The 18,846-nt window shown below is 43.2% G+C and carries 23 protein-coding genes; 21 read left to right on the top strand and 2 right to left on the bottom strand.

Annotation, left to right across the window (positions count from 1 at the left end; translation table 11 throughout):
* Window positions 1-18: 18 nt before the first annotated feature.
* The 15 genes from AN963_RS16440 to AN963_RS16370 all read left to right on the top strand — a co-directional run bounded on the left by AN963_RS16440 (window position 19) and on the right by AN963_RS16370 (window position 12,660).
* On the top strand, window positions 19-1,029 hold the full coding sequence (locus AN963_RS16440; protein ID WP_055745617.1) for an NAD-dependent 4,6-dehydratase LegB: 1,011 nt from the start codon (window positions 19-21) through the stop codon (window positions 1,027-1,029).
* Window positions 1,026-2,198, top strand: coding sequence for a LegC family aminotransferase (locus AN963_RS16435; RefSeq protein ID WP_055745616.1), 1,173 nt, complete (start codon window positions 1,026-1,028; stop codon window positions 2,196-2,198). Before AN963_RS16440 ends, AN963_RS16435 begins: the two co-directional genes overlap by 4 nt.
* Before the next feature lie 21 nt (window positions 2,199-2,219).
* Window positions 2,220-3,254 carry a DegT/DnrJ/EryC1/StrS family aminotransferase gene (locus tag AN963_RS16430; RefSeq protein ID WP_055745615.1) on the top strand — a complete coding sequence of 345 codons (1,035 nt, stop codon included), beginning with the start codon at window positions 2,220-2,222 and terminating at the stop codon, window positions 3,252-3,254.
* Window positions 3,251-3,931: a WbqC family protein gene (locus AN963_RS16425; protein WP_055745614.1), complete on the top strand. Its 681-nt coding sequence runs from the start codon at window positions 3,251-3,253 to the stop codon at window positions 3,929-3,931. The genes AN963_RS16430 and AN963_RS16425 overlap by 4 nt, the downstream gene beginning before the upstream one ends.
* Before the next feature lie 24 nt (window positions 3,932-3,955).
* Window positions 3,956-4,618 (top strand): class I SAM-dependent methyltransferase, encoded by a 663-nt coding sequence (locus AN963_RS16420; protein ID WP_055745613.1) that lies wholly within the window; start codon window positions 3,956-3,958, stop codon window positions 4,616-4,618.
* The gene (gene neuC / locus AN963_RS16415) at window positions 4,615-5,787 is read left to right on the top strand and encodes a UDP-N-acetylglucosamine 2-epimerase (protein WP_055745612.1); all 1,173 of its coding nucleotides are present in this window, start codon (window positions 4,615-4,617) and stop codon (window positions 5,785-5,787) included. Before AN963_RS16420 ends, neuC begins: the two co-directional genes overlap by 4 nt.
* A 22-nt stretch (window positions 5,788-5,809) precedes the next feature.
* Window positions 5,810-6,478, top strand: a complete 669-nt coding sequence (locus tag AN963_RS16410; RefSeq protein ID WP_055745611.1) for a PIG-L deacetylase family protein — start codon at window positions 5,810-5,812, stop codon at window positions 6,476-6,478.
* Window positions 6,479-6,480: 2 nt separating this feature from the next.
* Window positions 6,481-7,554 carry an N-acetylneuraminate synthase gene (gene neuB, locus AN963_RS16405; protein ID WP_055745610.1) on the top strand — a complete coding sequence of 358 codons (1,074 nt, stop codon included), beginning with the start codon at window positions 6,481-6,483 and terminating at the stop codon, window positions 7,552-7,554.
* Window positions 7,551-8,183: an acetyltransferase gene (locus AN963_RS16400; protein WP_055745609.1), complete on the top strand. Its 633-nt coding sequence runs from the start codon at window positions 7,551-7,553 to the stop codon at window positions 8,181-8,183. Before neuB ends, AN963_RS16400 begins: the two co-directional genes overlap by 4 nt.
* Window positions 8,184-8,185: 2 nt before the next feature.
* The gene (locus tag AN963_RS16395) at window positions 8,186-9,235 is read left to right on the top strand and encodes a nucleotidyltransferase family protein (RefSeq protein WP_055745608.1); all 1,050 of its coding nucleotides are present in this window, start codon (window positions 8,186-8,188) and stop codon (window positions 9,233-9,235) included.
* Window positions 9,232-9,927 (top strand): acylneuraminate cytidylyltransferase family protein, encoded by a 696-nt coding sequence (locus AN963_RS16390; RefSeq protein WP_055745607.1) that lies wholly within the window; start codon window positions 9,232-9,234, stop codon window positions 9,925-9,927. Before AN963_RS16395 ends, AN963_RS16390 begins: the two co-directional genes overlap by 4 nt.
* A gap of 69 nt (window positions 9,928-9,996) precedes the next feature.
* Window positions 9,997-10,356: a flagellar protein FlaG gene (flaG, locus tag AN963_RS16385; RefSeq protein ID WP_083496962.1), complete on the top strand. Its 360-nt coding sequence runs from the start codon at window positions 9,997-9,999 to the stop codon at window positions 10,354-10,356.
* A gap of 12 nt (window positions 10,357-10,368) precedes the next feature.
* Entirely contained in the window at window positions 10,369-11,898 is a 1,530-nt protein-coding gene (gene fliD, locus AN963_RS16380; protein WP_055745605.1) for a flagellar filament capping protein FliD, read from the top strand.
* Window positions 11,899-11,913: 15 nt separating this feature from the next.
* On the top strand, window positions 11,914-12,291 hold the full coding sequence (gene fliS, locus AN963_RS16375) for a flagellar export chaperone FliS (protein ID WP_055745604.1): 378 nt from the start codon (window positions 11,914-11,916) through the stop codon (window positions 12,289-12,291).
* A 9-nt stretch (window positions 12,292-12,300) separates the two neighbouring features.
* On the top strand, window positions 12,301-12,660 hold the full coding sequence (locus AN963_RS16370; RefSeq protein ID WP_055745603.1) for a flagellar protein FliT: 360 nt from the start codon (window positions 12,301-12,303) through the stop codon (window positions 12,658-12,660).
* A gap of 45 nt (window positions 12,661-12,705) precedes the next feature.
* Here the strand turns inward: AN963_RS16370 and AN963_RS30400 are convergent, their stop codons facing one another.
* On the bottom strand, window positions 12,706-12,879 hold the full coding sequence (locus AN963_RS30400) for a putative motility protein (protein ID WP_083496961.1): 174 nt from the start codon (window positions 12,877-12,879) through the stop codon (window positions 12,706-12,708).
* A gap of 154 nt (window positions 12,880-13,033) precedes the next feature.
* Here AN963_RS30400 and AN963_RS16365 point away from each other — a divergent pair, with 154 nt between their 5' ends.
* From AN963_RS16365 to cspD, 5 genes are all read left to right on the top strand, one after another.
* Complete coding sequence (locus AN963_RS16365) at window positions 13,034-13,843, top strand: motility protein A (protein ID WP_055745602.1); 810 nt, start codon at window positions 13,034-13,036, stop codon at window positions 13,841-13,843.
* A complete protein-coding gene (locus AN963_RS16360; protein ID WP_055745601.1) occupies window positions 13,836-14,639 on the top strand; it encodes an OmpA family protein in 804 nt (267 codons plus the stop codon). The genes AN963_RS16365 and AN963_RS16360 overlap by 8 nt, the downstream gene beginning before the upstream one ends.
* Before the next feature lie 301 nt (window positions 14,640-14,940).
* Entirely contained in the window at window positions 14,941-15,741 is an 801-nt protein-coding gene (locus tag AN963_RS16355; protein WP_055745600.1) for a basic amino acid ABC transporter substrate-binding protein, read from the top strand.
* A gap of 79 nt (window positions 15,742-15,820) precedes the next feature.
* The gene (locus AN963_RS16350) at window positions 15,821-16,501 is read left to right on the top strand and encodes an amino acid ABC transporter permease (protein WP_055745599.1); all 681 of its coding nucleotides are present in this window, start codon (window positions 15,821-15,823) and stop codon (window positions 16,499-16,501) included.
* 92 nt (window positions 16,502-16,593) lie between these two features.
* Window positions 16,594-16,791 (top strand): cold-shock protein CspD, encoded by a 198-nt coding sequence (gene cspD / locus AN963_RS16345; protein ID WP_055746341.1) that lies wholly within the window; start codon window positions 16,594-16,596, stop codon window positions 16,789-16,791.
* A gap of 53 nt (window positions 16,792-16,844) precedes the next feature.
* Here cspD and AN963_RS16340 read toward each other — a convergent pair whose 3' ends face one another.
* Window positions 16,845-17,897 (bottom strand): HD-GYP domain-containing protein, encoded by a 1,053-nt coding sequence (locus AN963_RS16340; protein WP_055745598.1) that lies wholly within the window; start codon window positions 17,895-17,897, stop codon window positions 16,845-16,847.
* 212 nt (window positions 17,898-18,109) lie between these two features.
* Here AN963_RS16340 and hpf point away from each other — a divergent pair, with 212 nt between their 5' ends.
* The gene (hpf, locus tag AN963_RS16335; RefSeq protein WP_055745597.1) at window positions 18,110-18,670 is read left to right on the top strand and encodes a ribosome hibernation-promoting factor, HPF/YfiA family; all 561 of its coding nucleotides are present in this window, start codon (window positions 18,110-18,112) and stop codon (window positions 18,668-18,670) included.
* The last annotated feature ends 176 nt before the right edge of the window (window positions 18,671-18,846 follow it).

The raw sequence follows: 18,846 nt of genomic DNA, 5'->3' as shown, positions 1-18,846 counted from the left end.
CAGATTGGTGGTCGAATAATGAACCTCAAGGGTAAGAAAATACTGGTAACCGGCGCAGACGGATTTATAGGCTCTCATTTAACAGAAGAGCTTGTGAGACAAGGGCACGAAGTACGTGCGTTTGTTAACTATAATTCCTTCAATTCTTGGGGATGGCTAGATCACGCCGCATTTGAAATAAAGAATCAAGTAGAAATTTTTTCAGGCGATATTCGTGATCCACACGGTGTGAAGAAAGCGATGCAGGGTTGTGACGTGATACTTCATCTTGCTGCATTGATTGCAATCCCTTTTTCCTACCATTCACCTGATACGTATGTAGACACGAATATCAAAGGGACATTAAACATTTTGCAAGCAGCGCGTGAGCTGGAGACGGAAAAGGTAATTCATACTTCAACAAGTGAAGTATATGGCACTGCCAAGTATGTTCCTATTACGGAAGATCATCCGCTTCAAGGGCAATCGCCTTACTCTGCGAGTAAAATAGGGGCAGATCAAATGGCGATCTCCTTTTATAATTCTTTTAATCTTCCGGTCTCGATTATTAGGCCCTTTAATACGTATGGACCACGTCAATCGGCTAGGGCTGTCATCCCTACGATTATCACACAAATTGCAAGCGGCCAAAGGCAAATTAAATTGGGATCGGTTCATCCTACTCGTGATTTTAACTATGTGTTGGACACTGTGCGTGGATTTATCTCAGTTGCTCAATCTGATCAATCGATCGGAGAAGTGATTAACATCGGAAGCAACTACGAGATTTCAATTGGAGAGACAGCTCAGATCATCTCCGAATTGATGGGAGCGGACCTCGAGATCATCACGGAAGATCAACGATTGCGTCCAGAAAAGAGTGAAGTGGAACGACTATGGGCAGATAATAGCAAAGCCCAAAAACTACTGGGCTGGTATCCTTTGTATGGAGAACGTGACGGCTTCAAAAGAGGGTTGCAAGAGACGATCGACTGGTTTACCACACCGTCAAATCTGCAACAGTATAAATCGGGGATGTACAATATATGACGAAAACAGTGCAAGCCGAAACTATAGTTGAAATGTTGCAAAGTGTTTTAACTGCTCAGACAAATACGATACCGCTTCATGAGCCAAGTTTCCAAGGTAATGAATGGGCGTATGTAAAAGATTGCATTGATACCGGGTGGGTTTCTTCTGTTGGAAAGTATGTAAACAAGTTCGAATCAATGCTAGAAGATTACACTGGAGTAAAGCACGCGATAGCAGTAGTGAATGGGACAGCTGCATTACATATTTGCCTCAAGCTGGTTGGTGTCGAACGCAATGATGAAGTGTTGGTACCAGCATTGACTTTTATCGCCACGGCTAATGCTGTCTCTTACTGTGGAGCGATTCCCCATTTTGTAGATAGTTGTTACGATACATTAGGGCTTGACCCGAAGAAGCTGGATCAGTATTTACAAGAGATTGGGGAAGTACGCAAGGACGGTTACTATAACAAGATGACCGGTCGAAGAATTAAGGCTGTAATACCTATGCATACATTTGGGCACCCAGTTGATTTGGACCCGCTTTTAGATATTTGTCAACGTTACTATATAGAGATGGTAGAAGATGCTGCTGAATCACTAGGTTCTTTCTATAAAGGACTTCATACAGGGAATTGGGGTAAAGTTGCTGCTGTTAGTTTTAATGGTAACAAGGTAATCACAACAGGAGGAGGAGGAGCAATCCTCACCAACTGTGATGAATTAGCGAAGATGGCCAAGCACATCACAACGACAGCTAAAAAACCGCACGCGTGGGCTTTTGATCACGATCAAATAGCATTTAATTATCGATTGCCGAATATAAATGCCGCTTTAGGTTGTGCCCAACTCGAAGTCCTTCCCGAATTCATCAAACAAAAGCGCGCGTTAACTGATATATATGCAAATGTCATTGATCCATTGCAGGGAGTCGAGTTATTTAAAGAGCCATCGTTTGCAAAAAGCAATTACTGGTTGCAAGTGCTATTGCTAGATGAGACATATGCTGATAAACAGGAAGAAATCCTGAAGCTCACCAATGAGAAGGGGATAATGACGAGACCGATATGGACACCCCTTCACGAGATTTCCATGTATAAAGATTGTCCAAAAATGACGTTAGAAGTGGTCGGAAGTTTAGCAAAGAGAATCGTAAATATCCCGAGCAGTCCAGGTTTGGCTAAATAGACAATCAACGGGGGAACAAATATGAGCCAGATAATCAGCCATAGTTATCCTGGTTTTAATGATATAGCTATTGAATCAGCAATAAGTGCCATAAGAACGGGCGATTTTTCCGGTCGTCAAACAATGAAGTTAGCAGAGAGTAAACTCGCGTCTTTTATGGGCGGGGCTTATTCAAAACTTACAAACACGGGATTTGCGGCTCTACAAGCTGCTCTCGTTGCTGCCAATGTAAATTGTAACGACAACGTACTGATACCAACAGTTACTTGCCCATCTGTTTACCACGCAGTTCGTTCGTTAGGGGTAACGCCGATCGTTGTAGATGTGGAAAAGGAAACTCCATTAATTAGTCTTGAACAAGCAATAAGGAAAAAATCTACAAGTGGAAAAAATGTAGTGATTATTCCACAGATGTTTGGTCTCACCCAAAACGTAAAGCCTTTTTTTGAAAGTGACTTTCTAGTAATTGAAGATATTGCACAAAGATTTTCGCCAACGATCAGCCAACACGTTGATTTGACTGTGATGTCCTTCTCTCCTACAAAGCTATTTACAATGGGGTATGGTGGAGGGATTGTTACTAGACAGGAAGATTATTATGCTCGGCTTTCTGTTTTTCTAGACCCGGATCACTCAGATCATTCTTACGAGCGTGAGGTTCCATTTCGAATACATTCACCAGTATCTGACTATCAGTGTGCAATGCTAATTTCGCAGTTAGAGAGATACCAAGAGATTTTAAGTTACCGAAATAAATTAGTGGAGAAGTATGACCAAGAATTAGGCTATCCTGCAAGGCTTCAGCCAGAGGTGCCCTTTAGATATCAATTAATACTAGAGCATCATTCTGCAAAAAAGATTTCTGAAAGTTTAAGAGAAAGTGGTATCGGGGCTTGGGCGTTAGGTTCTCATTTATTACATCAGCTCTTTGAAATAGAAGGGGATTTTGAGAATGCTGAATGGTGGAGTAATAGGGTACTTTCCTTGCCACTCCACGAAAAACTAACCTTGGATAATATTTGCTATATTAGTGACGTTGTTCGGAGGTATAGATGACTAAAATATCCATACACCAGAGCCAATATATACCTTGGGCACCGTACTTTAAGAAGATCGCAATGTCTGACATATTCGTTGTGATGGACAGTGTTCAATACCAAAAAAATGGTGTGCAAAATCGAAATAAAATAAGAGATAAAAACAGTGACTATTGGTTGACGATACCAGTCACCGGGCAATTAACTGACTTCATCTCGGAAAAAAGAATGGTATCGGATAGATGGATGATGAAGCATTGGAAATCCATTCAAAGCTCATATCGCTCAGCACCAAAGTGGGGAAATTATGTCGATCAAATAGCGTTCCTTTTTGAACAAAAATATTCTACTTTATTTGAAGTAAATCAGGCTTTTTTTACGTTTTTAATGGATAGTTTAAAGATTGAGACTCAGGTTGTACTTTTATCAGAACTTCAAGTTAGCGGAGAAAAGTCAGATTTAGTGCTTAATATTTGTAAAGAGCTGTGTGCTACTGAGTATATTAGCGGATATGGCTCTAAAAGTTACCTAGATGAAAAAAAATTTGCCGACTCGGGTATCGAAATTAATTATCTTGAATCAATACCACCTGTATATCCACAAGTTCATGGTGAGTTTATCGCGGGACTGTCAATGATTGATATGTTAGTAAATTCATCTGATGACGTAATACAGGAGTATTTATTTTCTACTTAAGATATAGGGATGGAGAGAAGTTATATGAACGCCAGAGAGACAAATGTGAAGTTGTGGGATGACATCTATCACTCTTCAAACATTGGAATGTCCTATCCCAATGATGTCCTAGTTAGAGTTTCACATCGACTTTTGAATAGTGAGAAACACAAGGAAATTTTAGATTACGGATTTGGTGGTGGAGCTGATTTTATTCACTTTTGTAGAAAAGGCTACCAGGTATCCGGTGTTGAGATTAGTGAAAGTGCAATCACGCAATTGAAAAGCAAATTGGAATCTATGGGAGTTTCTCCTGATTTGCAGCTACTAACCGATGGGAGAATTCCTTTTCCAGACAATTCATTTGATGTAGTTGTTGCGTGGCAAGTTCTTTACTATAATGACTGGCCTGGTTTTTTCGCTGCCATGAAAGAAATTAATAGGGTACTCCGAAGTGGCGGAATATTTCTTGGAACCATGGGAGCGGTAGGCGACTTTTCACATACCCACAGTCGTGCATTAGGTGATCATTTATACGAATCTACTGTACCTGGCCAAGAGGGAGCAGTCGTCATCATCGTTGATAAAGACAATCTCTCCAAATGCTTCCCCAATGAAAAGTTGACCATAGGTGAATTTGGATATGATTTTGGCCAATATCACGGAAAGCATTGGATCATTAGTTACGAAAAGGGTGCCAATCTATGAGTGGCAATAAAAAAATGAATATACTTGCTCTTTCTGGGATTCGGTCTGAATACGATCTTTTGTATCCATTATTGAAAGGAATTGATAATCACCCTGACTTCAATCTAGGTGTAATTGTTTCTGGGGCTCATTTGTCCCCTTTGCATGATTATTCTGTCCGGCAAATAGAAAAGGATCAGTTTCGAATCGTAGATAGAATAGAAAACTTGCTGTACGCCGATTCTTTTTCGAGCAAAGCAAAATCGTCTTCCATCTTAATGCAATCACTTGTACAGACTTTCGTGAGAGAACAGCCTGACTTACTGCTAATCCTTGGAGACCGAGAGGAAGCAATTATCGGATCTTTAACTGCTTCTTATATGAATATACCTGTCGTCCATTTAGCTGGAGGGGACAATACGAATCCAGAAGGCGGAAATGTCGATGAGCAAATTAGGCACGCCACAACGAAACTAAGTCATATTCATCTGACCATGATGGAAGAGCATTCGGAACGAATCCAAAAACTTGGCGAAGAGACTTGGAGAGTTTTTACGGTAGGGAGCGCAGGTATCGATCGCTTACGGACAGAGCCAACTCTAAGTGTTGAGGAGATAGCTGGCCAATTAGGAGAGGGCGTCACGAAGGATTATATCGTGCTAATCTATCATCCATTAAATTCAAATGTGACGCAAGCCGTGGCAGAATTAAGAATATGCATTGAACAATGTATACAAACAGGCCTAGATATCTTCATTGGTTCTCCAAACAGCGATCCCGGCTCCCAAGATATCGTAAAAGTTCTACATGAGTATACTCATCATCCTCAAGTACATCTTTATAAGAATTTAGAGCGTAATCTATTTGTCAATTTACTGAGAAATGCAAAGTGCTTGGTTGGAAATTCTTCATTGGCCGTGCATGAGGCTCCGTTTCTTTGTTTACCATCCGTAAATGTAGGAGAGCGTCAAAAAGGAAGAATTTCCGGGAAGAACGTCCAATTTGTACCTGCGAATGAGAAAGAAGTATGGAATGCATTGCAAAAAGCATTGTACGACCATGAATATATAAGTGAACTTGAAAAGGATCAGTTTATATACGGTGATGGGTTTATGGTCGAAAAATCTTTGCAAATCTTATCGTCGCTACCTCCTCGAGAAAAATTGCTGGCGAAGAAAATTACCTATTAAGGAGAAGAGGAGACGCTCAAATATGAAAAAGGTACTTGTTATTGCTCCACATCCAGACGATGAGACCCTTGGTTGCGGGGGAACGTTGCTCAAACATATCGCTAATGGAGATGAAGTAGACTGGCTCATTGTTACTGGGATGCATGCTAAATTAGGGCATACCGAAGAGCAAATCAATCGAAGAGAACGGGAAATAGAACAAGTTAAGAGGATGTACGGTTTTAAAAATGTATACAACCTTAAACTCCCGACGACGAACCTCGATACAATTCCTATGCAGAGTATTGTCTCTGAGATAGGGGCTGTAATTAATGAAATGAAACCGGAAATTATGTACTTGCCTTATCGCGGAGATGTTCATACAGATCATAAAGTAGTATTTGATGCAGTTGTTTCATGTAGTAAATGGTTTCGGTACAGTTCTGTAAAAAGAGTGCTCGCTTACGAAACATTGTCCGAGACAGATTTCGGGATCAATCCAGATAATAATGGATTTCGGCCAAACGTGTATATCGATATCAAGCCTTATTTACATAAAAAGCTGGATATATTAAAGGTTTTTCAAAGCGAAATGGGTGCCTTCCCCTTCCCGAGAAGTGAACAAGCTGTACAAGCGCAGGCGATGGTTAGAGGAGTAGCTGCGGGATGTGAAGCGGCCGAGGCATTCATGTTACTAAAGGAGATATTGTAAAAATGAGGGCATACATCATTGCAGAAGCAGGAGTGAATCACAATGGTTCGCTAGAGATGGCCATAGAGTTAGTCAATGTTGCTTCTGCTGCGGGTGCGGATGCAGTGAAATTTCAAACCTTTAGAGCAGAGTCTTTGGTAAGCAAAACTGCAGAAAAAGCTGAATATCAAAAGGTGAATACCGGAAATTCTGAATCCCAATTTGAAATGCTGAAAAGACTAGAATTAAGTCATCAAGCCCACCAAGTATTGATACAACATTGTCTTTCTAAACAAATACAGTTCCTTTCAACTCCATTTGATAAATTAAGCTCTGATTTTCTTATTAAGGAACTTGATGTACCCGTTATCAAAATATCATCTGGCGATTTGACAAACGCACCACTTCTACTTCATGTTGCTCAATCTGGAAAACCTATTGTTCTTTCAACTGGCATGAGTAAGCTGGGTGAGATTGAAACGGCTTTAAGTGTATTGGCCTTTGGGTATACCAGATCCAGTGAGCCTACTTCCATTAGTGAATTCGATCAAGCCTATTTCTCAGAGCAAGGTCAAGAAGCGTTGAAAAAAAACGTTACGCTGCTCCATTGCACTACTGAGTATCCTACGCCTTTTCGTGATGTGAATCTTAAATCTATGGATACCTTAAAAGATGCGTTTCATCTGAGAGTTGGTTTATCTGATCATACGAGTGGTATTTCGGTTGCAATTGCAGCAGTGGCTCGAGGGGCATGTTTAATTGAAAAACATTTTACTCTAGATAAAGAATTGCCTGGTCCGGATCACAAGGCTTCATTAAATCCAACAGAACTTTTTGAGATGGTAAAGTCTATTCGCGAGGTTGAAAGTGCATTGGGATCGGTAACGAAAATCCCTACAAGTTCTGAGCGGAAGAATAAAGAAGTTGCCCAAAAAAGTCTCGTTGCAGCTTGTGATATTCGAGAAGGTGAAATATATTCTGCCAAAAATTTGACGGTTAAGCGTCCAGCAGGAGGGATTTCACCAATGCAGTTTTGGTCTTGGTTAGGCAAAAAAGCAACACGTTCTTATCAAGAGGACGAGATGATCAGAGAATGAGAGTACCTATAATTGTATTAGGGGGAGGAGGGCATTCAAAAGTAATTATGAATACCCTCCTGATGACCAGTTGTAATGTAAAAGGATTCACGACACCGGATACGCTAGACCAAATCGATTCTATTTATGGGATTATAAGATTAGGGACAGATGATGTAGTTCGTTCCATTGACCCTACTCAATATAAATTGGTAAATGGAATTGGTTCAGTTGGATATCCAGGTATTCGAAAGGATATCTTTTATTCATTTAAAAATATAGGATTTCATTTCGAAAATGTAATTCATCCCTCAGTTATTTTACCTAAAGACACTGTGCTTTTAGAAGGTGTACAGCTAATGGCGGGGGTAATTATACAGCCAGGATGTAACATTGGTGCTAACACCATCATTAATACGAGGGCTACGATCGAACATGATTGCCGTATAGGAGATAACGTTCATGTAGCTCCGGGCGCTGTCATCTGTGGTGATGTGACAATAGGAGATAACGTACATATTGGTGCAGGTGCCATAGTAATACAAGGTGTACGTATCGGAAAGAACAGCGTCATCGGGGCTGGCTCAGTAGTCATTCGAAACGTTGCAGAAGGCGTAAAAGTAGTCGGTGTTCCTGCAGAGGAGGTATAGCCATGTTGAATTGGGAAAAAATCTTAGTTACCCCTACAACGATAATCTTAAAAGCCCTTGAAATCATAGACTCAGGAGCTAAGCAAATAGGTATTGTTGTAGATGATAAACGGCGACTTCTGGGGACAATTACAGATGGTGATATTCGTAGAGGGTTGTTAAAAGGTAAAACGCTAAACGATCCTATTGAAAGTGTAATGAATCCGTTCCCAATCGTGGCTTCAGTATATGATACAAAAGAAAATATTTTGCAATTGATGAAATTTAAGCAGTTAAGAGCAATACCCGTGCTAGACGAAGATGGCTGTGTCATTCAGGTTGAGACGCTGGAAGAATTGATGCAGCCGGATAAGCGGGATAATATTGTCGTTCTAATGGCTGGTGGACTTGGTTCACGGCTTCGTCCGCTTACAGATGAATGTCCAAAACCATTGTTAAAGGTGGGAGAACGTCCTGTTTTAGAAACGATCCTAATGAACTTTATTGAATATGGATTCTATCATTTCTATATTTCTGTCAATTATAAAGCAGAGATGATTCGTGATTATTTTGGAGATGGCTCCCGTTGGGGGGTTCAAATTTCATACATTGAGGAAAACAAAAGATTGGGCACAGCAGGTGCCTTAAGTTTACTACCTCTTCGTCCGACTAAACCTTTCTTTGTAATTAATGGGGACTTATTAACCAAAGTAAATTTTGAACAATTATTAGACTTTCATACCTCTTACCAGTCAAAAGGGACCATGTGCGTAAGGGAGTTTACCCACCAAGTCCCATACGGCGTTGCTCTATTGGATAGACAAAAGCTTATTGGTATTGAGGAAAAGCCTGTACAGAAATATTTTGTTAATGCAGGAATTTATCTGCTGGATCCTACTACTTTAGATTATATTCCCAACAATGAGTTTTATGATATGCCTACTCTATTTGATAGCCTAATTAAGCAAAAATTATATACAACTGCTTTTCCAATACGAGAATATTGGCTGGACATTGGACGATTATCCGATTTTGAGAGAGCCAACATGGAATTTGCGGAGGTATTTGGATGATAGATAATAAATCTGTGTTGGCAATTATCCCTGCTCGTGGTGGATCGAAGGGAGTCCCGAGGAAGAACATCCGAAATTTATCAGGGAAGCCTTTGATTGCTTGGACGATTGAGGCTGCAAAAAAATCTTCGTACATTGATCAGTTGATTGTTTCCACAGATGATGAGGAAATTGCAGAGGTTGCAAGGGAGTGGGGTTGCGAGGTTCCGTTTTTGAGGCCTGCGGAGCTAGCTCAAGACCATACGCCAGGGATGGATCCAGTTCTTCATGCAATGGAAATGTTACCTGGGTATGATTTCACATTGCTGCTTCAGCCAACTTCCCCACTTCGTATTACAGAAGATATTGATGCTTGTCTCGAGCAATGTGTGAGAGAGGCTGCAAATGCTTGCGTATCTGTAACACATTCAGATAAATCACCATTTTGGATGTACCAACTTTCGGATTCTGGTAAACTGCTGCCTATTCTTGAAGCAGAACAGCCCGTGCTGAGAAGGCAGGATGCTCCTGATGTCTTTGTGTTGAACGGTGCAGTATACGTAGCGAAGTCATCCTGGTTGCAGCAGCATCGTACGTTTTTACATGCTGAGACAACTGGTTATGCTATGCCAAAAGATCGTTCGCTAGATATTGATACTAAACTAGACTTTACCATTGTAGAAACCATAATGAACGAAAAATTGCACCAGTAAGAAAAGTAAACTCTGTCATATATTTTTCCGATAATAATGGTAAAGGTAACCATTAGGGGAGGGAAAGTTGTGAGTATTCAAGGGAGTAACATGGCTGGGAACGGAAAAGTTCCGTATACAGACAAATTTGTAGGGGGAACTGGAAACCAACCTGGAGTTCAACCGAGTGAAACAAAGGCTCCGATTCAGGGGGAGAAAAAGCTTTCTAAGGAAGATATGGAACGGCAAGTAGAGAGTTTGAACAAATTTATGCTGTCGAGCTCCACACATCTCAAATTTACATTGCATGAGAAATTAAACGAGTATTATGTTCAAATCGTCAGTGACACGGATAACACGGTTGTACGAGAGATTCCATCCAAGAAGATGATGGATATGGTAGCGCAAATGCATGAGATGATCGGATTGCTTGTTGACGAGAAAAGATAGGAGGAGGAAACAATGGGTATTCGCATTAGCGGCATGGCATCAGGGATGGATACAGAAAAAATCGTAAGTGACTTAATGAAAGCACAACGGGAACCAGTGAACCGTTTGCAGAGAAGCAAGGCGACTTACGAGTGGAAACGTGACGGCTACCGGGAAATGAACACGCTGTTGGCCGATTTACAAAACTCAATTAAAAATCTCCGTCTTTCCAGTACTTTCAATAAAAAGACAGTATCCTCTGACAATGAAAGTATCGTATCGGCAAAAGTAGTTGGAAGTCCGAAGTTTTCGTCGTATTCTATCCAGGTTAATAGTTTAGCAAAAGCAGAAATGCCTGCAGCTGCCAGTTTTACTACCACAGGTGTGACGAATTCCTCTTCCAGTATTAACGGGAATGGTTTTGATCTCACCATCAACTCTACTACGATTTCAGTATCAAGCAATGACTCAGTAGATGCTATTAATAAGAAACTAAAGGAAGCGAATGCAGGGGCAGGGGTAGGAGTAGAAGCAAAGCTTGTGAATGGGCAAATAATTTTTAATTCCATTCAAGGTACAGACAAACTACTTACTGATTCCACGGATCCAGCTAACCCTAAAAAATATTTTACGATTAGTGCCAGTGCCAGTAACAATCTGGGCATTCCTACTGCTGCTAAAGATTCAACTTTCCGAACAGAAGGTCAAGATGGCCAAGTTGTCATTAATGGTGTTACGCAGACGTTAAAGGGAACGAATACCCTATCTTTTGACGGCGTCGAATTTACATTTAAGCAAGTAAATACAGGTACACCTATTAGCGTAAACACCAAAACAGATGAAGAATCTGTTTTTAATATGGTTAAAGATTTTGTAACAAAATATAATGAAGTTATTGACAAGATTAATACGAAAATCTCCGAACCTAGATACAGAAGCTACCAACCATTGCTTGACAGTGAGATAGAGGCATTACCTGAAGCGACAGCTGAAAAAATGCAGGGGATGGCTAAAAGTGGTCTTCTTTTACGTGACCCTATCCTTTCAAATGGGTTGACTGAACTGCGCCGTGCGATCAGCTCTCCGTTAAAAGTGTCAGGTGTAAATACTGCGTTTGATACCCTTTCAGAGATTGGAATCGGTGGACCACCAAGTGGTAAAAATGCCTATCAAGAAAACGGAAAACTTTACATTGATGAGACAAAGCTTCGCGAAGCCATCCGAAACAATGGCGACGATGTAGTGAAACTGTTTGCAAACTATAGTAGCAATACTGATCCAGCTACGAAGTATAATGAAACCGGTATCGCTCAACGTCTCTATACAAAACTGGATGACATCATGAACAAGGTCATTAAAGAAGCAGGGGCAACAGGAACCCTCTATGACGACAGTAGTATTGGTAAGAAAATTAAACAAACCAATGATGATATTGAGACATGGGAAGACCGTCTAAAAGTAATTGAAGACCGCTATTATAAACAGTTTACAGCAATGGAACAAGCGATGTCGAAATCCCAATCTCAAGGTTCCTGGTTCACCCAAATGCTAGGCAAGAGCTAACAAGGAGTGATGCAGATGTTGCAAAATGCTGCTCAGACATACCAATCAAATCAAGTAACAACCGCGACTCCTGCCGATTTGACATTGATGCTGTACAACGGTGCGCTTAAGTTCATTAAGCAGGCGAAAAGCGCAATTGAAGAAAAAAATGTAGCAAAAGCTCATGAAGCATCTCTCAAAGTACAAAACATCTTGTACGAGTTAATGTCCACCTTGAATAACGATTACCCGATCTCCAAAGAATTTGCCAAGCTCTACGAGTACATGCTCCAGCGCACAATTGAGGCGAATGTGCGAAAGGATCTTGATATCCTTACTGAAGTAGAAGATCTGTTCGTCCAATTCCGCGACACGTGGAAAGAAGCCATACAACTGGCTAAAAAGCAAGGATAAGGTATACAAATGGAAAAGATGATAGATTCTCTCATAGACCGTATGCTTGAGGCAACTCAGCGTCTCGAGCAAGCGGTGACGTTGAAGGATTCGGACCCTGAAGGATGGCTCACGATTTTGGACGAGCGTGAAGAGCTGATCGGGCAGATGCGGGAGAGCTCTATCGATGGTGCGGCACTCACCGCCTCCCAGCGACAGCGGCTGACCCAAGTCTACGAGATCAATCAGCGCCTGCTCCCTCTCATGGACGGCCGAAAGCAAGGTGTGCAAAAGCAGTTAAACAATGTTCAGCGCAGCAAGATGGCAATGAACACGTATCAAGACATGGGACCAAGCGGGTACGGGGCGTTTTTTGACCGTAAAAAATAAAAAAACGGCCGGGAAACCGGTCGTTTTCTTTTCGAGGCTCAATTCTTATGCACGAATATCAATGGTTTTGCCCAAAGACGGATGGCTAGCCTGCGCCTGAACGCTCTGCGTCGTATTCCCAAGACTCTCCAGCAGGATGGACGCTTGCGCTTGGGCAGTATCCTGCACCTGTTTCATGACACTGACGTTAACAGCTTGTTGCAATTGAACTGCATTCATAGTTGTTCACCTCTTTGCTAGATTTGCCTTTCACTCTTGTTATCGTCATTTCCTATCTTTTCCTTCACTGTCGCGACTTTTAGCCTCTGCCTTGCCGTTTCCATGTTCTGCTATACTGGAAACATCTGTTGAAAACACTAGGAAGGTGACACCATTGTCCACAAAACGCCGCTCGCTCCTCCTGATCGGAGCCGTCCTTCTCATCTTCATCCACGCGGTCTACCTGAACGGCAGTCTCGCCGATCTGTTAAACCCGACAGCCCTCGAGCTCGTAGCGCTGTCTGTCGTGATTTCCTACGCGATCAAACGCAAACACTTGGACTTGAAAAAAATCACGCGCCTGCTCATCCACGGACGGGAGAGCAACGTCGAGGACACGATCAAGCGCTTCTACTATTACGCGCTGGTTCAAAAAGAACAAGGCTACATCGCTCTCGAAAAAGAGCTCCAGCAAGAAAAGGACTCTTTCGTGCAACGCGGCAGCCTGTTGGCAATCGAGGGAGTGCCTGAGGACGAACTGCGTCTCATCATGGAAAACGAGCTAAAAGGGGAGCAGTATCGCTACCAGCAATCTGCTGGCTTTTTCCGTTTAATTAGCTTGCTTGCACCAGGAATGGGGCTCGTGGGTACCTTGCTCGGGATGACGGGGGTACTGAAATCTCTATCCGACTTCACCGTAACGGGACATAGCCTGAGCGCGGCAGTCGTTGCGACGCTGTATGGTGCCTTGCTGGCCAATCTGTTTGCCTTGCCATGCTACTACCGGATGATGGATCTGTACGACCGGGAGATGTTTGAAAAGCGTCTCTATATCGAAGGGTGCATTGGCTTGCAACGGATGGAGACACCACGTCTGTTGTTTGAAAAACTGAATTCGTTCCTGCCGGGTGACCAGAAGCTGGTGTTGATTAAAGAGTCAGGTAGCATGAAAGGAACGATTGAAAGGCAGGATCACTATGCATGACGATCGGCTGTACGATGAAAAGGAGCTAGAAAAGAGCTGGCTGCTCAGCTATAGCGACTTGATTACTTTGCTGTTCGTCATCGTGGTGATTATTGCGGCTTCTCAGACGACCAATATTCAGTCCCAGCGCGAAGAGGCTAAAAAGGAAACCGCGAAGCAGCAAGCGACGCTGCAGCAAGTCCACGAGAGCCTGGATCTGTTGAATCTACAAAAGCTGGAGCTACAGAGGGAAGTGCACGAGCTAGAAGCACAGAAAAAGTCGCTGACAGGCTCTGAGAGCGAGAAGCCAGCAGTACCAGATGCGATTAAGCCTCCGCCGCCGGTAGGGTCCGCGGAAAACGACGCAGCCATGCGAGACATGGAGACGGTCCGTACACAGCTTTCCTCTGCTTTGGCAGAACTGAATCTCGATTTTGAAGAAACGGAAGAAGGATTGCGCATCCGCCTGCCTGTTAGCATCCTGTTCTCCAGTGGTTCGGCAGATTTGAAGAAGCAAGGGCAGCAGGTCGTAGGTACTGTAGCGGGAGTGCTGCAGAAGTTTGGCAACCGAGTGCGAATTGAGGGTTACACGGATGATGTGCCGATTGCCCGTAGTCCATACAAAACGAACTGGGAGCTGTCCACAGGGCGCGCTATTGCGGTAATGCGGGAAATGGTTGATGCGTATACTTTACCTTCCTCTCGATTTACAGTAGCGGGTATGGGAGAATACAAGCCACTCGTGGATAATTCGAACGAAGAGAACCGTACGCGCAATCGTCGAGTGGAAATTATCATTTTAGCGGAAAAAGAATAATTCTATTTTTCTGCAAATAGTCCGGTTAGTAAGAAGGATTCCTGTGTATCAGATAGAAGTATATCTGACAGGAATCTTTCTTTTTTTTCTAACAACTTTTTGTTCGACATGGTCTTGTTATCTGTATCCGGATGCAAAAAAAGCCGTGTAATGAGCAAGGAATTGTTATGCCCAGCTTGTGCACAATTCCATGTGGATAATGTGGATAACTCTGTGGAGAACGCCATAAACACATGATTATGTTGTGGATATCACTGGGGATAAACCAAAATGCAGAGATAGAATCAAGGGGGTTTTTCAGGTGAAGATCGGGAAAAAGTGGTTAGCAACACTTGCGTTGACCGTAGGGGTAGGACTTTTGGTCTCAGCCTGTGGAGCGGGTGGTCAGCAAGCTTCGGGAGGCGGTTCTGGAGCGGCAGCAGGGGATAGCAAAGTGTATGTAGTAGGTACGGACGCTGCTTATCCACCATTTGAAAAAATGGAAGCGGACAAAATCACTGGTTTTGACATTGAGGTAGTTCAGGCTGTGGCGGATGCTGCCGGCTTCAAGATTGAAGTGAAGAATACCGGGTGGGATCCGTTGTTTGACGGCATTGACAAAGGAAATGTTGATTTGGGAATTTCCGCAGTTACGATTACAGATGAACGCAAACAAAAATATGATTTCTCGGATCCTTACTTTGAAGCAAACCAGTTGATTCTGTTACCGGAAGGGACCTCAGTCACCAAATTGGCTGATCTCAAAGGCAAGAAAATCGGGGTGCAATCTGCTACGACTGGTGAGCAGGTAGTGAAAAAGGCATTTGGCGATACGTATGAAGGCATCAAAGGATACGACGATACTCCGTCTGCTGTTGACGATTTCTTCGTTGGCCGTGTAGATGCTGTAGTAGCTGACAACGCAGTACTGCAGGACTATGCGAAAAAAATGAAAGACAGGAAGTTCAAGCTGATCAAGGATGATTCCTTTGAAGTCGAGCATTACGGAATCATCGTGAAAAAAGGTAACGCTGACTTGCTGAACAAGATCAACCAAGGCATGAAAACCATCAAGGAAAACGGCAAGCTGAAAGAAATCAACGACAAGTACTTTGGTCAATAACGACAGCTGCGTGAGGCAGGGCGGGTGCGTCTAATGACGGACCCGTTCCTTGTGCCTTACCTGAGTATCGAAAGGAGGTATGGGCTTGGATTGGAGCGTAGTCTATGATTATCGGGAATTATTTATTCGAGGTGTGTGGAATACGGTTCTCCTGACGACGGTAGCCGTCATCTGTGGGACCATTCTGGGACTATTTATCGGGTTGGGTAAGCTGTCGGATAAGATTTACTTGAAAGCACCGGCAGCCATTTATGTAGAGCTGTTTCGCGGTACGCCCTTGTTTTTGCAAATCTTGTTGATTCATACGGCCGTTATCCCAGGTATCTGGGGGCTATTTTTTCCGGAAGCCAAAGTACCGGAAGCTCTCTTTTCCGGCTTTGTTGCCTTAACCTTGAATGCCGCAGCGTATATCGCAGAGATCTTTCGTGCAGGGATTCAATCGATTGATCCGGGTCAGATGGAAGCCGCACGATCTTTGGGGATGACCAAAGGGATGGCGATGAGGCTGATTACCATACCTCAGGCCTTTCTACGCATGCTCCCTGCATTGGGGAACGAGTTTATTGCTCTCTTAAAAGATTCTTCCTTATTAGCAATTATTGCGACGCCAGAGCTAGGATATGCTGCATTTAACGTTGCTAAAAACACGTTTGAGCGGTTCCCGCCGTACCTCACCTCCGGAGCGATTTATTTAGTGCTGACCCTATTCCTCTCGCGGGTAGTCGTGAGAGGGCTGGAGAAACGATATACTCCTAAATAAAGGGAATGGGTTTCTGTGTTTTGGGTACACTAGAATCGAACATGCAGGATACATATCCAAATTTTTTGCAAAAGAAAGGGTTGTGCTGTTTCATGCAAGGCAAAGTGAAATGGTTTAACGCAGAAAAAGGTTTTGGTTTCATTGAGCGGGAGGGTGGCGATGATGTATTCGTCCACTTCTCAGCCATCCAGTCAGACGGATTTCGCAGTCTGGAAGAGGGACAAGCTGTAGAGTTTGATATTGTGGAAGGCGATCGAGGTCCACAAGCAGCTAACGTCGTCAAATTGTAGAAAAACATGAAATCCCCCTTGCCCAATGAAACGGGTACAGGGGGATTGGTATGTTAACTGATCATTTTCTGGATGCGTAGATGGCGATGCTGGCGCAAATCGAGGAATTGCTCGCCGCGCCGTACGAGAGGCCTCATTGGCTCGTCATTATGGATCATGATGATTTCCACATCGTCGCCACTGTTGAGAACGGCTTTGGAACCGACGTACAACAGAACGATGTAGTGTATGAAGCGGGAGACGATTAAAGGATTCAATTTTCCCGTGCAGGCTTGCTCCCACAAAACGTTGGCAGCCTCAAAAGGGGATGATCCTCTTCGATAGACCCGATCTGTGCAAATGGCATCAAAAACATCGGCCACGCTAATAATCTGGCATTCAAAAGGGATCGTATCTTTCGTGCGACCTTCCGGATAGCCAGTGCCGTCCAAGCGTTCATGATGAAGCAATGCACACAATGCCATCAGCTCGTCAGCATCTTCCATGGATCGGAGCAATTGGTCCCCGTATTGTGTGTGACGCTTCATAATGGTGTACTCTTCGTCCGTCAAATGCCCCGGTTTGGAAAGAAGCTCATCCGGAATCATCATTTTGCCTACATCATGCAGCAATCCGATTTGTCCCAGAAGATAGATCTCTTGCTCGGATTTCCCCATAATCTTGCCGATTAGTGCAGCAACTATACCGACATTGAGAGAATGACGATACGTATAGTTATCAGTGCCTTCCTTTATGTATATGAAGCGAAGAAATCCCCAACGCTGAAGCACTTGATCCAGTAAGGGGTAAAACGCATCATTAAATTGCTTTAAAGGCGGGGTCGAACCGGAAGCGATCTGCTTGAACAATCCCTCCGTTTGCTGTACAGCCATCACGTATTCGCGTGCGGCTTGCGCTTCGTTCCAATGAAGAATGGGTGTGGGCATCTCGGGCGCTTCATGGGTAGCCGCGATATGGACCTTATTGACTTGATGGGCTTCTAGTAGCCGTATATCACTCTGATGTAATTGTGCTCCAGTAGGCAAGAGCAGCAGGCCGTACTCATTGTATACGTCTTGTGCGAGTGTTGTTCCGATAATAGAAAGGGAAGGTTTCACCTCTGGCATGAGGATTCCTCCTGTGCGATATACGACCGCGGAATATGGTTGAGTGAGTGACTACTAGGGTATTATATCATAGGGAAACTAGTAAGTATTGGTAAAATTCTGTCGATTGTTGTTTGTTTGTAAAAATTTAGTATCGTTTTTTTGAAGAGAAATAGGAGGATTATTTACATTTGCGGCGAATATCTTTAAATAGACGGAAGGAGGTTGGAACCATGAAATTTAACATTCGTGGAGAAAACATTCAAGTCACCGCTGCACTTAGAGAGTATGTGGAAAAGAAAGTCGGCCGTCTCGAAAAATATTTTGAAACACCACAGCCTACCGATGCACAAGTAACGATGCGCGTTCATCGGGCAGAGGGCACGATCGAGGTAACGATCCCACTTGGCGGGGTCATTATCCGGGCAGAGGAAACACACGAGGACATGTATGCTGCTATCGATCTGGTGGTAGAAAAACTGGAGCGTCAAATTCGCAAGCACAAAACGAAACTGATGCGAAAATTGAGAATCGATTCTACTAGTAAGGTCGCTGGACGTGATAGTCAACCAGTCGCAGTGGCGCTTGCTGAAGAGAGCGATGAGGAAGATGTGGACATCGACATCGTCCGTACCAAACGATTTGATCTAAAACCAATGGATACTCACGAAGCAGTCATGCAGATGGATATGCTGGGACATAACTTCTTTGTCTTCCAAAATAGCGACACCAACGATGTAAGCGTGGTGTACCGCCGTAATGATGGCCGCTATGGTTTGATTGAACCAAAATAACGAAACTTTATAGCCTATCACTCGTATAAGACTAGGGAGTTGCTATTTGGCAACTCCCTTTACTTGTGTAGATGTGAAATGATTTGTTAAAATAGATTTTTAGAGAGAGTTTATTTTCGGAGAATCTGTATCCCTATTTGGGGATATGTGGAGCACTCTCATGAAGGGGCAGGGTA

The organism is Brevibacillus choshinensis (genome assembly GCF_001420695.1).
Lineage (GTDB): Bacteria > Bacillota > Bacilli > Brevibacillales > Brevibacillaceae > Brevibacillus > Brevibacillus choshinensis.
This window is presented reverse-complemented; position numbering and strand designations above follow the sequence as displayed.

Coding starts and splice junctions, on each gene's coding strand:
- AN963_RS16395 (WP_055745608.1), top strand. CDS start 8,186: ATGTTGAATTGGGAAAAAATCTTAGTTACCCCTACAACGATAATCTTA.
- AN963_RS16340 (WP_055745598.1), bottom strand. CDS start 17,897: ATGCCAGAGGTGAAACCTTCCCTTTCTATTATCGGAACAACACTCGCA.
- AN963_RS16420 (WP_055745613.1), top strand. CDS start 3,956: ATGAACGCCAGAGAGACAAATGTGAAGTTGTGGGATGACATCTATCAC.
- AN963_RS30400 (WP_083496961.1), bottom strand. CDS start 12,879: ATGAATGCAGTTCAATTGCAACAAGCTGTTAACGTCAGTGTCATGAAA.
- AN963_RS16435 (WP_055745616.1), top strand. CDS start 1,026: ATGACGAAAACAGTGCAAGCCGAAACTATAGTTGAAATGTTGCAAAGT.
- AN963_RS16350 (WP_055745599.1), top strand. CDS start 15,821: ATGGGCTTGGATTGGAGCGTAGTCTATGATTATCGGGAATTATTTATT.
- fliD (WP_055745605.1), top strand. CDS start 10,369: ATGGGTATTCGCATTAGCGGCATGGCATCAGGGATGGATACAGAAAAA.
- fliS (WP_055745604.1), top strand. CDS start 11,914: ATGTTGCAAAATGCTGCTCAGACATACCAATCAAATCAAGTAACAACC.
- AN963_RS16400 (WP_055745609.1), top strand. CDS start 7,551: ATGAGAGTACCTATAATTGTATTAGGGGGAGGAGGGCATTCAAAAGTA.
- cspD (WP_055746341.1), top strand. CDS start 16,594: ATGCAAGGCAAAGTGAAATGGTTTAACGCAGAAAAAGGTTTTGGTTTC.
- neuB (WP_055745610.1), top strand. CDS start 6,481: ATGAGGGCATACATCATTGCAGAAGCAGGAGTGAATCACAATGGTTCG.
- AN963_RS16370 (WP_055745603.1), top strand. CDS start 12,301: ATGGAAAAGATGATAGATTCTCTCATAGACCGTATGCTTGAGGCAACT.
- AN963_RS16360 (WP_055745601.1), top strand. CDS start 13,836: ATGCATGACGATCGGCTGTACGATGAAAAGGAGCTAGAAAAGAGCTGG.
- AN963_RS16430 (WP_055745615.1), top strand. CDS start 2,220: ATGAGCCAGATAATCAGCCATAGTTATCCTGGTTTTAATGATATAGCT.
- AN963_RS16425 (WP_055745614.1), top strand. CDS start 3,251: ATGACTAAAATATCCATACACCAGAGCCAATATATACCTTGGGCACCG.
- AN963_RS16440 (WP_055745617.1), top strand. CDS start 19: ATGAACCTCAAGGGTAAGAAAATACTGGTAACCGGCGCAGACGGATTT.
- hpf (WP_055745597.1), top strand. CDS start 18,110: ATGAAATTTAACATTCGTGGAGAAAACATTCAAGTCACCGCTGCACTT.
- neuC (WP_055745612.1), top strand. CDS start 4,615: ATGAGTGGCAATAAAAAAATGAATATACTTGCTCTTTCTGGGATTCGG.
- AN963_RS16410 (WP_055745611.1), top strand. CDS start 5,810: ATGAAAAAGGTACTTGTTATTGCTCCACATCCAGACGATGAGACCCTT.
- AN963_RS16390 (WP_055745607.1), top strand. CDS start 9,232: ATGATAGATAATAAATCTGTGTTGGCAATTATCCCTGCTCGTGGTGGA.